This is a genomic window from Halomonas sp. PR-M31 (assembly GCF_001039575.1).
Classification (GTDB): domain Bacteria; phylum Pseudomonadota; class Gammaproteobacteria; order Pseudomonadales; family Halomonadaceae; genus Modicisalibacter.
Genome location: NZ_JIBT01000011.1, coordinates 1 through 14,303, shown reverse-complemented (window position 1 = coordinate 14,303; position 14,303 = coordinate 1). Strand labels below are relative to the sequence as shown.

15 protein-coding genes and 1 tRNA gene are annotated in these 14,303 nt (G+C 59.7%); 6 read left to right on the top strand and 10 right to left on the bottom strand.

All coding sequences use genetic code 11. The annotated features are described in order from the left end of the window. The first annotated feature begins 35 nt into the window (after window positions 1-35). Window positions 36-431: a hypothetical protein gene (locus CH74_RS03980; RefSeq protein WP_048306180.1), complete on the top strand. Its 396-nt coding sequence runs from the start codon at window positions 36-38 to the stop codon at window positions 429-431. A gap of 8 nt (window positions 432-439) precedes the next feature. Here the strand turns inward: CH74_RS03980 and CH74_RS03975 are convergent, their stop codons facing one another. Further along, window positions 440-934: a glutathione peroxidase gene (locus CH74_RS03975; protein ID WP_048306179.1), complete on the bottom strand. Its 495-nt coding sequence runs from the start codon at window positions 932-934 to the stop codon at window positions 440-442. 245 nt (window positions 935-1,179) lie between these two features. Here CH74_RS03975 and CH74_RS03970 point away from each other — a divergent pair, with 245 nt between their 5' ends. Both CH74_RS03970 and CH74_RS03965 read left to right on the top strand, forming a co-directional pair. Beyond that, window positions 1,180-2,829 (top strand): acyl-CoA dehydrogenase family protein, encoded by a 1,650-nt coding sequence (locus tag CH74_RS03970; protein ID WP_048306178.1) that lies wholly within the window; start codon window positions 1,180-1,182, stop codon window positions 2,827-2,829. 116 nt (window positions 2,830-2,945) lie between these two features. After that, entirely contained in the window at window positions 2,946-3,383 is a 438-nt protein-coding gene (locus CH74_RS03965; RefSeq protein ID WP_253272932.1) for a copper chaperone PCu(A)C, read from the top strand. A gap of 24 nt (window positions 3,384-3,407) precedes the next feature. On the opposite strand, the gene CH74_RS03960 is transcribed toward CH74_RS03965, so the two are convergent. Both CH74_RS03960 and rnk read right to left on the bottom strand, forming a co-directional pair. After that, complete coding sequence (locus CH74_RS03960) at window positions 3,408-4,016, bottom strand: LysE family translocator (RefSeq protein WP_048306177.1); 609 nt, start codon at window positions 4,014-4,016, stop codon at window positions 3,408-3,410. 18 nt (window positions 4,017-4,034) lie between these two features. Continuing rightward, window positions 4,035-4,448, bottom strand: coding sequence for a nucleoside diphosphate kinase regulator (gene rnk / locus CH74_RS03955; RefSeq protein WP_156181362.1), 414 nt, complete (start codon window positions 4,446-4,448; stop codon window positions 4,035-4,037). Between the two features lie 248 nt (window positions 4,449-4,696). Here rnk and CH74_RS03950 point away from each other — a divergent pair, with 248 nt between their 5' ends. Next, the gene (locus CH74_RS03950; RefSeq protein WP_048306175.1) at window positions 4,697-4,957 is read left to right on the top strand and encodes a hypothetical protein; all 261 of its coding nucleotides are present in this window, start codon (window positions 4,697-4,699) and stop codon (window positions 4,955-4,957) included. A 1,384-nt stretch (window positions 4,958-6,341) separates the two neighbouring features. Here CH74_RS03950 and CH74_RS18570 read toward each other — a convergent pair. The 7 genes from CH74_RS18570 to CH74_RS03920 all read right to left on the bottom strand — a co-directional run bounded on the left by CH74_RS18570 (window position 6,342) and on the right by CH74_RS03920 (window position 11,941). Beyond that, window positions 6,342-6,500, bottom strand: a complete 159-nt coding sequence (locus tag CH74_RS18570) for a hypothetical protein (protein WP_156181349.1) — start codon at window positions 6,498-6,500, stop codon at window positions 6,342-6,344. A 402-nt stretch (window positions 6,501-6,902) separates the two neighbouring features. Then, on the bottom strand, window positions 6,903-8,840 hold the full coding sequence (locus CH74_RS17680) for an AAA family ATPase (protein ID WP_172656298.1): 1,938 nt from the start codon (window positions 8,838-8,840) through the stop codon (window positions 6,903-6,905). Between the two features lie 203 nt (window positions 8,841-9,043). Then, window positions 9,044-9,367 (bottom strand): hypothetical protein, encoded by a 324-nt coding sequence (locus CH74_RS03940; protein ID WP_048306174.1) that lies wholly within the window; start codon window positions 9,365-9,367, stop codon window positions 9,044-9,046. A gap of 61 nt (window positions 9,368-9,428) precedes the next feature. After that, window positions 9,429-9,623, bottom strand: a complete 195-nt coding sequence (locus tag CH74_RS03935) for an AlpA family transcriptional regulator (RefSeq protein ID WP_048306173.1) — start codon at window positions 9,621-9,623, stop codon at window positions 9,429-9,431. A 111-nt stretch (window positions 9,624-9,734) separates the two neighbouring features. Then, complete coding sequence (locus CH74_RS03930; RefSeq protein ID WP_048306172.1) at window positions 9,735-10,364, bottom strand: hypothetical protein; 630 nt, start codon at window positions 10,362-10,364, stop codon at window positions 9,735-9,737. A gap of 106 nt (window positions 10,365-10,470) precedes the next feature. Beyond that, window positions 10,471-11,754, bottom strand: a complete 1,284-nt coding sequence (locus tag CH74_RS03925) for a site-specific integrase (RefSeq protein ID WP_048306232.1) — start codon at window positions 11,752-11,754, stop codon at window positions 10,471-10,473. A 100-nt stretch (window positions 11,755-11,854) separates the two neighbouring features. Continuing rightward, window positions 11,855-11,941: transfer RNA gene (locus tag CH74_RS03920), tRNA-Leu, on the bottom strand. A gap of 197 nt (window positions 11,942-12,138) precedes the next feature. Between CH74_RS03920 and queA the strand changes: the two genes are divergently transcribed. Together queA and tgt are read left to right on the top strand one after the other, a co-directional pair. Beyond that, window positions 12,139-13,185: a tRNA preQ1(34) S-adenosylmethionine ribosyltransferase-isomerase QueA gene (gene queA, locus CH74_RS03915; protein WP_048306171.1), complete on the top strand. Its 1,047-nt coding sequence runs from the start codon at window positions 12,139-12,141 to the stop codon at window positions 13,183-13,185. A gap of 14 nt (window positions 13,186-13,199) precedes the next feature. Beyond that, window positions 13,200-14,303: tRNA guanosine(34) transglycosylase Tgt (gene tgt / locus CH74_RS03910; protein ID WP_216594712.1), on the top strand; the 1,104-nt coding region annotated here is incomplete at its 3' end.

Sequence of the window (14,303 nt, the reverse complement as noted above, 5' to 3'; positions counted from 1 at the left end):
CGAAGATGCCTGCCGAAACGATGAAGGTGATAGGCATGAGCGAACAAGAGATCGAAGCGCTGATAGACGAACGCGGGGAGCTGTGGCTGACCCTGGCGCCCCTCTGGCTCGAGCGAGAGCCGAGGGAGAGCGACTATGCTCATATGATCAAGATCATCGAACGCCATGATTTGAGTCTAGAGCAGCTGGAATGGATATTTCGCCTGGAACTGGCGCCGGTGCTTTCTCGCCATCAGCTATCGATCGCTGGCGAGTGGCGCACCTTCGATGAGAATCGCCTGCTGACGCAACTGGTCGTGCACCGACGCCGACTGAAAGGCTGGCGCAGGAGCTTTTGGACACTGTTTTCAGGGCTCACCACCATGATGACCCGACACCGCTGGAACGAGTTGATGACGCGCCTGATGAGAGAGCGCGAGCTTACTCTTTAAGTTCGCGCTCAAGCAGAAAAAGGCGTATCCAGCGCAGTCTCAAGACGAGGCTTTATATCTTGGCTGGAAGCCTGAGGGCCGAAGCGACAAACAACCTGGCCATCACGCCCGATCAAAAACTTGGTGAAATTCCACTTGATCGACGTGCTCGCCAGCAGCCCCGGGGCCTGACGGCGCAACAGCAGGAACAACGGGTGTGCCTTGCGTCCATTGACCCGCACCTTTTCCATGACCGGAAACGTGACGTTGTAGTGACGCTCGCAAAACTCGGCGAACTCCTGAGCCGACTCCGGTGACTGGCGAGCAAACTGATTGCAGGGAAAAGCCAGCACGGTAAACCCTTGATAGCGATAGCGACGATAAAGCCCTTCGAGTTCGGCCAATTGCGGAGTATAGCCGCAACGGCTGGCGACGTTGGTCACCAGCAGCACCTGCCCCCGCAAGGCACGTAGATTGAACGCTTCGCCGCTATGGGTGCGGCATTCTTGTGTATAGATATGCATAACTCATTACTGGAGCCTGAGCACATTTCTCCATGATCCGTCCCTCGGGTCCTCCACGCAAGATGTAAGCGTTCGAGCGACGTTTTTGTCCTTTTTTCTGACGATTTCCTCTAACTCCGTGCACGCTCGATCACTCATCCGAAAACGTCTTTTTTAGCCTGAGACGAATTCGCTTTCCATTCTGACAAGGGGTTTGACCACGGCCCGCGTCGGCTCCATGCTCAAGAAAAGTAAGGAGCATCGCCATGACCGACCATGCCCCCCGTCGACATTTGGCCACCCATGATGTCGACAACCAGCCTTTACTTACCCCGGACCAAGATCTTCTGTCCCTGGACAAGCCCCTACGGGAAGCCCTGGCTCGGGAGGCCCCGGATTGGGTTAGCCAGCGTATCACGCCTCTAGCCCGCGCAGTGGGCAGCGATCATGTACAGACGCTCGGCATGGAGGCCAACCGTCATCCCCCGACACTACGTCTGTTCGATCGTCACGGTCGTCGCCTGGATGAGGTGGTCTATCACCCTGCCTATCATGAGCTGATGCATCTCGCCTGCGATCAGGGATGGCATGCGGTGGCCTGGGAAAAGGAGCATCAGGGCGGACACCAGGCCCATGTTGCCGCCCTTTACCTGCTCACTCAGGCAGAGCCCGGCATCTGCTGTCCGATTACCATGACCCATGCCGCCCTGCCGGCACTACGCCGCGAGCCTCGCCTTCTCGATCGGTGGCGTTCGCGTCTACTGGCCTGGGATTATGATCCTCGAGCAGTTCCGATGGCAGAAAAGTCCGCGGTGACCCTGGGCATGGCGATGACCGAGAAACAGGGTGGCAGCGACGTGCGGGCCAACACCACCCGGGCGGTAAGCGATGGCGACGATTATCGGCTTACCGGTCACAAATGGTTCTGCAGCGCCCCCATGTCGGATGCCTTTCTGACCCTGGCGCAAACCGATGCGGGATTGAGCTGCTTTCTGGTGCCGCGCTTCACCCCGGATGGCGAGCGCAATCCCATCGAACTGCAGCGCCTGAAGGACAAGTGCGGCAATCGGGCCAATGCGTCGTCGGAAATCGAATATCGGGGTGCCTGGGCGCAAGGGATTGGCGAGCCGGGTCGAGGCATCGTCACTATTCTCGAGATGGTGCAGCAGACGCGGCTCGATGCGGCGACCGCCCCGGCGGGCATGATGCGACAAGCGCTGCTCGAGGCCTGGAGCCATGCTCGCGAACGCAGCGCTTTTGGCAAGCGTCTGGCGGAACACCCCTTGATGCAGCGGGTCATTGCGGATCTAGCTTTGGAAACCGAAGCCAGCCTGGCACTCTCGATGCGAGCCGCCCGAGCCTTCGATGCACTCGATGATACCCATGAGCATGCCTTGTCGCGGCTGCTGCCCACCTTGGGCAAGTACTGGCACAACAAGCGGGGTCCCGGCTTCATGGCGGAAGCCATGGAGTGTCTTGGCGGTATTGGTTACGTGGAAGAGACGCCGCTGGCGCGGCTCTATCGGGAAGCCCCGGTCAATTCGATCTGGGAAGGCTCCGGCAACGTCATCTGCCTGGACGTGCTGCGGGTGATGGCGCGCCATCCAGAAAGCATCGAAGCCCTGCGCGGCGAACTCGCTAACGCAAAAGGAAACTCCAGGGCTTTCGATAATTCCGTGACAGAGCTGGATGATACATTGAAGCAACCGGTGGAACACCTCGAAGCCAATGCACGTTGGCTGACCCAGCGCATGGCGCAATGTATGCAGGCATCCCTGTTGTTGCGTCATGCATCCAAGGAAGTTGCCGAGACTTTCTGTCGGAGTCGTCTAGGAACAGACGGCACCAGCCCAGTCTATGGCGTTCTACCCACCGATGCACCTGTGAAAGCCATTCTCGAGCGTATTGCCGGGTGATTGGTCATACCCTGACTCAGAGCGTTGGGTTACCCTGAGGTTTCGACCGTTCACGAGGACACAGCATGTCGCGTTCAACCAGGTTTTTTGTCTTTCTTCTGCTAATGGCAAGCCTCATGTTTGCCATCCATGTCTCTGCCCATGAAACCCGCGATAACGGTGTGCGCCTGATTCATCCCTTCGCTACGCCGACGCCACCCGGAGCGCCCAACGGGGCAGCCTATATGGATATCAGTGCCGGCGAGAGCCCGGTTACGCTGATAGCCGCCAGTTCGCCGGTCAGCGATGTGGTGGAAATTCATGACATGAGCATGAAAGATGACGTCATGCGCATGCATCGATTAGACAAACTCGAGGTAGACGCCGGGGAAACGTTGAAGATGCGCCCGGGTCAAGGCAAGCACCTGATGTTGATCGGGCTCAAACAGCCGCTGAAAGCAGGCGACCGCTTTCCCGTCACGCTGGAGTTTGCCGACCGCGACAACATCACCTTGGAGGTGTGGGTTCAGGAGGCGAATGAAGGAAGCCAGACAGCGGATCAGCACGCACATTGAAGGTTTGCTGAACCGTTTCGCCGGCTATCCCAACATCATGCGCAGCGCTAGCGCGATCAACAGCACACCGGTGACGCGATTGATCCAGTGAGCACGATGCTGCAGCCAAGGCAGCAGCCTCGAATGGGACAGTGCAATCGCGACCAACACATACCAGCCCGCATCAATGGACGCAGCGGTAATGACGATCAATGCCTTGGCCAGTGCGTCCATGTCCGCACTGACGAACTGGCTGAGCAAGGCGACAAAAAACAGGATCAGTTTGGGATTGGCCAGGGCGACCATCATCCCATCCCGGGCCGCCAAGGTTGCACTGGTCGTCATAGCGCCCGTCGACAGTACCCCCTGACGCCCGGCACGCAGTGCCTTGACGCCCAGCCAGGCCAGATAAGCGGCCCCGCTCCAGGTAATCAAGGTGAACAGCAGCGGCTGATGCACGATGACAGCCCCCAGCCCCCACACGGTAAGCAGCGCATAGAACCCGACCCCCAGGGCATGGCTGAGCGCCGCGACCATACCGGGGGCGCGCCCGCCCCCCAGAGTGTGCCGTAGTACCATGGCAAGACTCGGCCCTGGCGACATGGCCCCCATGGCACAGATGGCAGCAAGCGATAACCACAGCGTCAAGGACATGGGCTCTCGCTTGCCTCATTAACGGTGATACTGCTTGGCCGCCTCTGGCTGCCACAAAATCTCATCCACGCGCAGTTGAATGCGCCGTCCATCCGGCAAAGCCCAGTCGATCGTCTCGCCGGCTTTCAGCCCGAGCAGAGCCGCCCCTACCGGCGCCATGACCGACAAGCCTTCCGGCGTATTCGCCAATGCGTGGGGATAGACCAGGGTGCGGGTCAGCTGTGCATTGCGGCTCAGCTCAGTGAAGCGGACCTGACTATTCATACTGACCACGTTCGCAGGAACTTCAATCGGATCCACTACCTCGGCGCGCTCGAGCTCCACTTCCAATGCTTCGGCTACGGCAGCGTCCTTGTGCGAGGTAGTATCGATCAAGCGCTGCAAACGTTCGGCATCCAGCCGGTTCACGACAATCACAGGGCGTGACATCAGCAACTCCTTCTATCTTGAATTGTGGAATGACGGCAAGAAAAAACAGTCCCCGCCAAAAAGGCGAAGGACTGTTGTATTCGTCGATCATAAGCGCTAATCAGCCTGGAGGTAACTCCAAGAGAATAAGACTAAAGTATGAACATTATCCTTGTCATACCTTTTTTATCACAGATTTCATTAATATCGACAACCAATATTAGTTCAAAGGTCTGCTACGTTGAAGATGAAATCATCCGCAGGAGAACGCCATGGAAACAACTAAAAAATTACTCAAAACCGTTCTTGTCACGCAAGTCGAGATTCTTGGACGGCTGGATCGTCTGGAGCAGCTGAGCGCAAAAAACGGCGATTCGGAATGCATCGATCATGTCGATTCCTATGCCGGCGTTTATGACACCCCTCGTGCTGACGCCCTCAACACCTTGATTCAATCTCTGGAACAGGATGGGCTCGACGATATTCTTCCCTTGCTTCAAAAACTGCAGGGACAAGCCAACCGTTACAACTAAGGACGTTAGCGCCAAAAGCGCTACACACTTCTATCACGGCCATCAGGTAAGGCTAACCAAAAAATACCGGGCGCCCGATCGGGGCCCGGCCAATACAAACGCTGTTGCCTACGCATTGTAGAGGCACGTCCCTCTAAGCAATTCATCAAAAAAGACCCAAAAAACCAAGTTAAATTAGCCAGCATCCCCTCTGTGACATAAAAATAAAAAAACTTAAATTTTTGTTGCACAAAATACTAAAGCTCTAATGGATCATTGCCGATAGAATTGATGCAAGCATTGGAGTCGCGTACCAAAAAACCTAGTCAATGCTTCTTAACGATGGGCTTCAATACCTAATATCCTCAGGAGAATCGACATGAATGACGTTAACGACAGCATCGAGGTTTATCGCGCATGGGGTGAACAAGCCTCCGCTCAATCAGCACTGATGCGAGCGCTAGAAGAGCTACTTGGAACAGCTTGAATACACAGCCTAGAACACTCGTTGACCGCAAATTCAGCTGCTTCGGCAGCTGTTTTTTGATGCTGGTAGGTGCGCAAACGAATCATGGGTTTCACACTGCCCTTCGCGACCAAACATCAGGCAAGCTGGGAAAGAGGGGAAATAGAGAAGAGCAAGAGGTTGTTTTGAAGTGGTGCCGGTGGTCGGACTCGAACCGACACACTGTTTCCAGCGGCGGATTTTGAATCCGCTGCGTAGATTTATAAATCAACGACTTAAAGAACAGTAACGGAAAAGTACCAGTACCTGTCCCAATACTTGAGATACGCTTGGACAATACGGGATGCCACGCCCTGCAAGCGTCTTGGCATTTCTCTGCTGCTGTTGAGCATCGAGCGGCAGGCGCGCCTGGATGCGCTCGCGGACGCGGAAAAGCGCGGCGACCAGGGGCCATCATGAGCGAGCGACCCGCCATCTATCGCGTGGGCAACGTGGTGAGGATGTGGCCGACACGCCCCGCAAGCGGCGTGGACCTGCCCCCGGACCGGGCGACCTATTCGATCCGGCCAACGCCACCCGATAGCAAGACGCGCGGGCGCTAGGCTTCATTGCATCCATTGACGACGCGATAACCGGAAAGATACACGATAATGGAAAGATCACTTGCTGACCGAATTCGGGAAGCGCCAACACTAGAAGACGCGATACGGGAAGTGATGGAAGATCCTCAGCTATTTTTTACCACGGCGCAATCGACGACAGCGAAGCCTTCCAGGCAGGATACCGAAACCATAACGACTCGGGATGGCTCGGCCACGGCATCTACGTTACGGACAACCCGGCCCTAGCCGCCTCCTACCCCAACACCAAGGGCGGCGACGCCGAGCCCAATGTAATAGTGTTGCATATCAGGAGAATGCTTATGGATTCAATGGAACCTCAGGGATCATCGAAAAAAACATCGAAGACGCCTACCACCCCGCCAGCGAACGACTCGTACTTGCCACTGCCCACCTTCGTGACGCGCGAGACGCAGCCGATACCCTGGCCCACGAAGTTCTCGGACACTACGGGCTTAATACCTTCACGCCTAGCCAAAAGCGCCGGCTCCTGGATGCGATTCTGGCTGTGGAGGGCACGGTATCGTCTCTAAGCCCGGCCTGGCGGTACGTCAAGCGGGTCTACGGCGATAACTACGGCGATAACGGTGGTGCAGTAGCCAGCGCCTCCCAGCCGCCAGGCGGTTGAGACGGGTCAGCACGCGCATTGATGGGTGTTGCTTGTGTTGCTTGTGTTGAATGTGTTGCCATTGGCCGCTCTCGATACGCAAAAGCTCTAGCGCGGGGTTACAGCGCTCTCCCTTTGGCCAAGGGGGATTTCAACCTCTCTTAGTGGCGTCCGAATTAGCCGTCACGTCCGGTTATAGAAAACCGGACGGACGGACGGACACGGACAGAATCAGACAAACCGTGACGAAACCGGACACAATTCGGACGCCCCTCACTCCGCCAATCTCACGTAGGGAGGCTCCAGCTTTACCCATCCTGCACGCTCCAGTCCTACCTTCGCATCGTAGAAGCGTTGACGGGGTAAGCCGTCAGTAGCTAGCCTTTCGCGCCAGTCGTCGATGCGCACCAGGGCGGCATCGGGATCGCCATCGCCCCGCGCCAGCCTCTCCCGATGGTCGTCATACAGACCACGCAGGGCAGCCAGCGCCAGGGTCTGATTCTTCCCCCGGCCTACCTTGCCCCTGGCCGCCGGTTGGTAGTCGGGCACAGCTTTCAGGGCCGCGCCCCATACATCGGCGCCTTCCTCGTCCACCAGTGGCAGCTTCACTCCTTTCAGGTCGAAAGCCATTTCGGCAGGCCGCTCCGCGTCCTTCATCTTGGTGGCCTCCAGGCACACCACGCCCGCTTCGTCCTTGGCTACCCGGTACTCCGCATCCACGGCGCCCTTCAGCACGGTGCTTCCCCTGGCGCCCTTGGCACTATCCTTACCGCTGTGGTGGACCATCAGCACGCTGGCATTCCAGCGGTGCCGCATGGCGTCCAGACTGCGAACGAACGCGGCCATATCCGCGCTGCTGTTCTCGTCGGCAGCGCCGAGATTCCGGCTTACGGTGTCCACCACCACCAGGGCAGGCTTCTGGCCGGTATCGCGCACCAGCGCCTCAATAGCAGCGGTCACGGCGGCGCTACTGGTGGGATCGGCCAGGCTCGCGGCGGCCCGCGACACGTAGAGCGGAGCAGCGTTCAGACTTATCCCCCTGGCCAGCTCCCACGCTTTCAGGCGGCGGGCAATGCCGTTGTGGCCTTCTCCTGCCACCACGAACACAGCACCTTGCTTAGTGGGGTGGTCATGCCAGGGGGTGCCGGTCGCCACGCTGGCAGCCAAATCTAACGCGACAAACGACTTGCCATGCCCTGGCTCTCCGTACATCAGTGCCAGCGAGTCCGCTTCCAGGCGGTCGCACACCAGCCAGTTGATGGGGCGCAGAGCGGCCACCAGCTCCCCGGCGCCAGCGAAGGCAAAGGGGGGAGCGGGCGGAATTTCGGGGCCAGGGCGAGACGTCGAGGGTGCGGCGGGTCGCTCTGGAATCACGCGCGTGGTGGCGGCGTTCCAGGCGCTCGCCAGGGTGGCCTGAACCTCACCATTGGATAGCCCGCTCCCGCCGCCGGCACGCTCCAGTACGTGGCGCGCCTCGTGCTCATCCAAGTGGCCACCCTTCACCAGTCCAAACACGTTATGCGCCTCACGGTTAAGGGTGGTGTTACGGCTGCCAGTGGGGGCGCTCAGAATGGCACCAGCCGCGCTTTCAAGGGCACGTTTGGCGTAGGGGGTAACGGTGCCATGCGCGGGCATAGGCGACGGCGCTGGGGGCGCCTCGCGGGGCACGTATGACGCCAGGGCGACGCGCAACGCCTCGGCGATGGTGCGCGGTCCTTCGTGGATCACCCGCGTCACGAACGGGCGTTCCTTGCGGTGGACGAACCCTGGCAGGCGCATGACGCGGCACAAATCCTTCACTACCGGATCGCTGCCCAAGGCGGTGGCCAGTGCTTGTTGCAGCGGCCTGAACTCGTCCAGCGACAGCCCATCGGCCAGCCAGTAGGCATGGTGTCGAGCCGACGAAGACTCAACCACTAGCGACGGCTCCACGCCGATGATTTCTTGTACCAGTGCCAGGCGCTCGCCCGTATCAGCGGTGGTGTCGAAATCCGCGAACAGCGCGCGAACGTTGGTCACGTTTTCTGCCTTGCGTCCCAGACCATCCGTTTCGTTCACGGTGACGAAGATTCCGGCTCCCAGCGCGTTTAGCCCGGATAGCCTGCTCCAGTGTTCCGCCAAGCTCCCGTGCATCTGATGCGCCAACACCTGACGCTTGGCGCCGCTATCGTCGAACGTCTGGAAGGTGAAGCGGTCGGAGTCGGAGTCCAAGCGCTCCAGAAAGGCGGCAGCGGCGCCGAAGCCGGGAGTAAGTACGGGGTGTGAGGGTCGCGCCGCCAGGCGCGACGTATCAGGCGCCAGCGGGGGCGCATCAACAGATACCTGCATATCGAGTTCCCATCAAGGGGCAGGCTGGTCGCCGGTACTCTAGCACTCTAAAATGGTCAGGCCTGCCCAGGCTCAGAAAGAACGCTTCAGCCCTGCCCACCCGGCGGGGCTTTTTCTTGCTCGTCATTCGCGGCGGCGATACGCGCTAGGTGGTCGCGAATGCGCTCCTTATCGCGTGGTGTGGCGTAGTAGCGGCCATACCACGAGGGCACGCCGTCGCGGGTCACGAACGGCACGCGCTCGCAGGGCAGGGTCAGCCCCCAACGGCTGCGCAGCTCGCCAATGTAGTGCGGTGAATTTGAAGCGGGCGCGATCCGGTCGCACGCCTCGCGGGAGCAGGGAACATTGAGCAACGCCAGTGCCAGCCGGAACGAACGTGGACAGAGAGCGGGGGATGGGGTCGGTTTCATGCGGCCTCCAGGGCAGGGGCCAGCGCCTCGCGCTGGCAAGGGCAGGGAGATAGGCAGGTGGTCATGCGGCAGCCTCCACTTCCCACCGCTCCAGGTCGGCCAGGCGCCAGCGCGTGACGTTTTCGCCGAGTTTCAGCGGCTGGGGGAAGCCTCGGCGCGTGCGCGCCCAGCGCCAAATGGTTGCGATGCCTACACCGTAGCGGTCGGCCACTTGTCGGGCCGTCAGGAAGGAGCGGGGGTTCTCGGGATGATTCATGTGCTAATGCCTCATGCGTTGGGTGTTCGCAGGGCATCATGGCGGTGCTTTTAAGCAATTAGTTCCAGTTGGAAAAATCAATTTATAATAATTCCCAACTGGAAAAATCAGCTAGTTACCCTTTCTTCGCTCCCATGCCCCGATAGCATCCTTAAGCAGGTCATCGACAGACGTTTTGGCAAGCCCATAGAGGTTTACAGGATCTGTTTTAGGATCGGTTGGCCTCGCATAGCCCTCCACAACTCCGAGCATAATGCTGCCAATTCGCAACCTGTTCGGCTTGCCAGCTCTGACGCCATATAAGTTAGGGTGGTGTTGTGCAAGCGCCTCAATCAGCAGCCCTAGCCCCTCAAGTACGCGAAGATCATCCCTAGCGTCTCCCGGCGCTACAGGCGGCGGCTTCAAAAGCTCGGGAATGTCGGCATCAGAAACCCCCACGCTTTTCAGCCACGTGGCAACATCTTTTCGCAGGAATTGGCCATGCACCTGGTGTACGTCAGGATCATAGAATGCAAGCGGTGTCTCTGTTGACGTAGCGGGTTCATAGATCCACGCTCTGCCGCCAGTCGGGCATAACGACCCATCAATAACGGCATAGACGATAGCCCGCTGCCATTCCCGCAAGCGTGCAGCCTCATCAGTGAGCATTTTTGGAGGGGTACCTGGATCGAGACCGGCCAATAATCGGGCGACCTCTTCAAATTGCAGTAACTGAACGATACTTCGTGGCACCAGTGCCATCGCGCAACTCCTCGCGCAAACTCCGGGGAAGGATGGCCGGCCAGCGCGTGGAGTCGCCGCACGTTCGGGCTGTCGCCCTAGGCCAGCCAAAGGGATAACAGCGCCGCTACTCGGCGGCTGCCTTGTTCGCGCGGATCAGGGTTACGTTCTCGCCTTGGGCGGGCGCGGTGGTCAGGAAGTCAGCCCACTGCCGCATCACGCGGGCACGCTTGGCCAGCAGATCCCCGCGACGGTAAGCGGCCTCGGTCTGATTGCCGATGCTATGCGCCAACACCGACTCGGCCACGTCATGAGGAGTCGCGGTGCGCTCCGCCATCCAGTCACGCAGGGTCGAGCGAAATCCATGGACGGTCGCCCTGCTCTGCTCGCCCAGGGCAGCCAGCAGGTCAGTCATCGCCCGGTCGGACAGCCGGCGGCCCCGGTCGCGGGTGAACACCAGCCCCCCCTCGCCCTGGGGCAGCGAGCGCAGCAGTTCAATGGCAGCAGGCGCGAGCGGCACGCGGTGCTCACGGCGGCGCTTCATGCGTTCCGGCGGGATGATCCAGGTGGCGCCTGCCAGGTCGATTTCCTCCCAGCGGGCGCCCAGCACCTCGCCGGATCGAGCGCCGGTCAGGATCGTGAAGGTCAGCGCCAAGGCGGGCACATCGTTGCGCTCACGCAGCCGCCTCCAGAACTCCGGCATCTCATCAACCGGCAAGGCGCGATGGTGAGCCTTCTTCTTGATCCTGGCTGGCGCGGGCAGCACGGCGTCGAGGTTGCCCTTCCAGGCGGCAGGATTGGGGCCGCTGCGATGCCCGTGGGCAGTCGCCCATGACAGGACAGATTCGATACGCTGGCGCACGCGAGCGCCAGTGGTGACTTTGGTCTCCCAGATAGGCTCCAAGGCTTGCTTTACGTGAACCAGCTCGATATCGGCTACGCTCATGGCACCCAATGTTGGCAAGGCGTATGCCTCCAGGCTTTGCCGCCATTGGCGGGCGTGTTTGGCATTGCTGGCCTCAGATATCTTAATTTTCACCATAGCCTCCGCCGCCTGGGCGAAGGTCAGTCGGCGCAACTCGGCGGCCCGACGCGCCTGCTGGGCGGCGCGCTTCTCGGTAAGCGGGTCAATGCCCTCGGCCAACTGCTCGCGGATCGCAGCGCCCTTTTGGCGGGCGTTGGCCAGGCTGGTATTGGGATAGCTGCCCAAGCCAAGGTCGCGATAGACGGCGAACGGCTTACCGCTGGCAGCCTTACGCCATTCGCCAGTGGGGTAGCGCAGTATCCATGACCGGCTGCCGGTCTGGGTCACACGAAGGAATAGACCATCGACACCGCCAACCGCATGGCGGCCAGGGGTGGTCAGGCGTCGAACTTCGATGGCAGACAGCTCAGGGGATTTTCTTGGCATAGCGTTCTGACCCAATACCCGTCCCAATAAGGAAGTGTCATTGGACGATATGCCGTAATAGAGAATGATGCAAGAAAGGGAGGCTAACTGATTGATTTAATGGTGCCGGTGGTCGGACTCGAACCGACACACTGTTTCCAGCGGCGGATTTTGAATCCGCTGCGTCTACCAATTCCGCCACACCGGCAACGGGAACGCATTATACGGCCCTTCGACGCCGCGTCAATGCCGACCTGAATTTCCCGCCTGACTCAATCGGCCGAGCATGCCGCACTGACTTGAACGCCACACTCGTCTATCATATGCGCCCTGCCAGACGGCCCCAACGTTTTCGGTCGCTGCGCATACACCATCTTCAATCCGTTTTCTGGCAGTGTCACTCGTATGCAGCGTGCCGATTTCCATTTCGATCTCCCGGACGAGCTGATCGCCCGTTATCCTTCAAAGCAGCGCAGCGACTGCCGCCTGCTGTGCGTGGATGGCGAGAGCGGCGAACTGGCACATCGACGTTTCCCAGACCTGCTCGGGCTGCTTGCCCCGGGTGACCTACTAGTATTCAACGACACCCGAGTGATCCCCGCTCGACTGCATGGCCACAAGGCCAGCGGCGGGCGCGTGGAGATGCTGCTGGAGCGTCCTTTGGATGCCCACCGTGGCCTGGCCCACATCCGCGCCAGCAAGTCGCCCAAACCCGGTACCGAACTTATATTTGAAGGCGGCATTCACGCCGTGGTCGAAGGCCGCCGCGAGGCGCTGTTCGAACTGCGCTTTCTCGGTGAAACGCCGTTGATCGATCTGCTCGAACGTCACGGCCACATGCCGCTGCCGCCCTACATCACGCGAGAAGACGAACTCACCGATCGGGAGCGCTACCAGACGGTTTACGCCTGCCGAGAAGGCGCCGTGGCCGCCCCCACCGCTGGACTGCACTTCGACCAGCCGCTGATGGATGCCTTACGCGAGCGCGGTATCGAGCACGCCTTCGTCACCCTGCACGTGGGTGCCGGCACCTTTCAACCGGTACGGGTCGAGGATATTCGCGAGCATCACATGCACAGCGAATGGCTCGAGGTCAATGAGACGACCTGCGAGCAGATGCGCGCTGCTCGCGCTCGAGGCAATCGCGTCGTTGCCGTGGGCACCACCAGCGTGCGCTGCCTGGAAAGCGCCTGCGCGAACAGTCCGAATGGCGAGATAGCACCCTTTCGCGGCGAGACCGATATCTTCATCTACCCCGGCTATCAATGGCGCTGCGTCGATGCGCTGATCACCAACTTCCATCTGCCGGAATCGACGCTGCTGATGCTGGTCTCGGCGTTCGCGGGTTTCGAGCCGGTGATGCGGGCTTATCAGGAAGCGGTGGCGCATCGTTATTCATTCTTTAGTTATGGCGATGCGATGTTTTTGACCCGCGCGCCAACGATTTCCTGATTTTCGAGAATCCCATGCGCAACGAATGTTTCATGAGTTTCAAGCGTCTGGCCAATGACGGTCTTGCGCGACGCGGTCAACTGACCTTCCCCCGGGGCACGGTGGAAACCCCGGCCTTCATGCCGGTGGGCACCTACGGCACGGTCAAGGGCATGACGCCCCAAAGCGTCCAGGAGATTGGCGCCGAGATCATCTTGGGCAATACCTTCCACCTGTGGCTGCGCCCGGGTACCGAAGTGATCGAGGCCCATGGCGACCTGCATGACTTCTCTCAATGGCAGGGGCCAATTCTGACCGATTCCGGGGGCTTTCAGGTCTTTTCATTGGGGGCGATGCGCAAGATCACCGAGCAGGGGGTGCATTTTCGCTCCCCGGTGGATGGGGCCAAGGTGTTCATGGGCCCGGAAGAATCCATGGCGGTACAGCGCTCGCTAGGCTCAGATGTGGTGATGATCTTCGATGAATGCACGCCCTACCCGGCCACAATGGATGAAGCGCAGCGCTCCATGGAGCTCTCTCTGCGCTGGGCACAGCGTTCCCGGAATGCCCACGGCGATTCTCCCTCGGCGCTGTTCGGCATCATTCAGGGCGGCATGTACCCGGAGTTGCGCAAGCGCTCTCTCGAGGGGCTCGAGGCGATCGGCTTCGACGGCCTGGCCATCGGAGGGCTCTCCGTGGGCGAACCCAAGGAAGAGATGATTCAAGTGCTCGACTATCTGCCGAGCTGGATGCCAGATGACAAGCCACGTTATCTGATGGGAGTGGGCAAACCCGAAGACCTGGTCGAAGGCGTGCGCCGGGGAATTGACATGTTCGACTGTGTGATGCCGACCCGCAACGCGCGCAACGGTCATCTCTTTACTGCCACGGGCACGGTCAAGATCCGCAACGCCAGGCATCGTCACGACACCGGCGCCCTGGAGCCGGACTGTGATTGCTATACCTGTCAGCACTTTTCAAGGAGCTATTTGCATCATCTGGATCGCTGCGGCGAAATGCTTGGCGCCATGCTCAATACCATCCACAATCTGCGCTATTATCAGCGGCTCATGGCGGGTTTGCGCGGTGCTATCGAAGCGGGTACATTGGCGAACTTCGTGGAAATGTTCTATGCAAAA